This window comes from Marinomonas sp. 5E14-1, assembly GCF_039939215.1.
Classification (GTDB): Bacteria; Pseudomonadota; Gammaproteobacteria; order Pseudomonadales; family Marinomonadaceae; genus Marinomonas.
Genome location: NZ_JBDXMW010000030.1, coordinates 1 through 1,174, shown reverse-complemented (window position 1 = coordinate 1,174; position 1,174 = coordinate 1). Strand labels below are relative to the sequence as shown.

General features: G+C 41.6%; 1 protein-coding gene. It reads left to right on the top strand.

Translation table 11 applies throughout. The features are described 5' to 3' along the window. Nucleotides 1-61 precede the first annotated feature (61 nt). Entirely contained in the window at nucleotides 62-1,036 is a 975-nt protein-coding gene (locus ABFY09_RS15075; RefSeq protein ID WP_347985099.1) for an IS5 family transposase, read from the top strand. Nucleotides 1,037-1,174: the final 138 nt, after the last annotated feature.

The window sequence follows — 1,174 nt, the reverse complement described above, 5'->3', positions numbered from 1 at the left end:
GGAATATGCGAACAAGTCCTAGCCATGCGATAATCGCGCTTTAAGTTTTAGAGCCTCAACCATGTCACACCAACTCACTTTTGCCGATAGCGAGTTCAACAACAAACGCCGTAAAACACGTAAGGAAATTTTCCTTTCTCGCATGAATGATTTGATGCCTTGGGATCAACTAGAAGCGGTTATTGAGCCGTTTTATCCTAAACCAGGGAATGGAAGAAGACCTTATCCACTATCAACAATGTTCCGCATTCATTGCATGCAACATTGGTATAACATGAGTGATCCAGCGATGGAGGATGCCTTGTATGAGATCACCTCCATGCGCTTGTTTGCTGACCTGTCGTTAGATAAACCGATTCCCGATCACACTACCATCATGAACTTCAGGCAATTATTAGAAAAACATAAGCTCTCGCGCCAGCTTTTTAAAGAAGTGAATAAATGGCTCTCTGGCGCAGGTATTTACCTCAAAGAAGGTACGATTGTTGACGCCACTATTATTGAATCAGCCAGCTCAACTAAGAACAAAGCCAAAGAAAGAGACCCTGAGATGCACCAAACTCAAAAGGGTAAGCAATGGTTCTTCGGTCTGAAAGCCCATATTGGTGTGGATGCAAGAACAGGGCTCACTCACAGTTTAAGCACCACAGCCGCCAACGTGCATGACATCACGGAAACAGAAAACCTTCTTCATGGTGAGGAAGAATTCATCTCAGCCGATTCAGGCTATCGTGGCGCTCAAAAACGAGAAGAACTAAAAGATGTCAAAGCCGATTGGTTGATTGCTGAGATTCCAAGCAAAATAAGAGTCTTAAAAAAGCATCCTAGAAAAAATAAACAGCCAATCAAAACGGAATACATAAAGGCCAGTATTCGAGCAAAAGTTGAACATCCCTTCAGAATAATTAAATGTCAATTTGGTTTTAGAAAAGCGATTTATCGTGGTTTAGCTAAAAATGACAGCAAATTGTCCATGTTGTTTGCCCTTGCAAACGTGTTTCGAGTTGATCAGATGATCCGAGCCGCAAGGGAGTAATCCGTTTAAAAACCACTAAACAAGGTGTAATTATCTTGTTTAGTGGTAGAAAAGTGATAAATCAGCCACATTACTGACTGATATTGGGCTTTTAAGAATATTAAGGCGTGTAGCTCGACTTGATCGCATGTTCCTTAG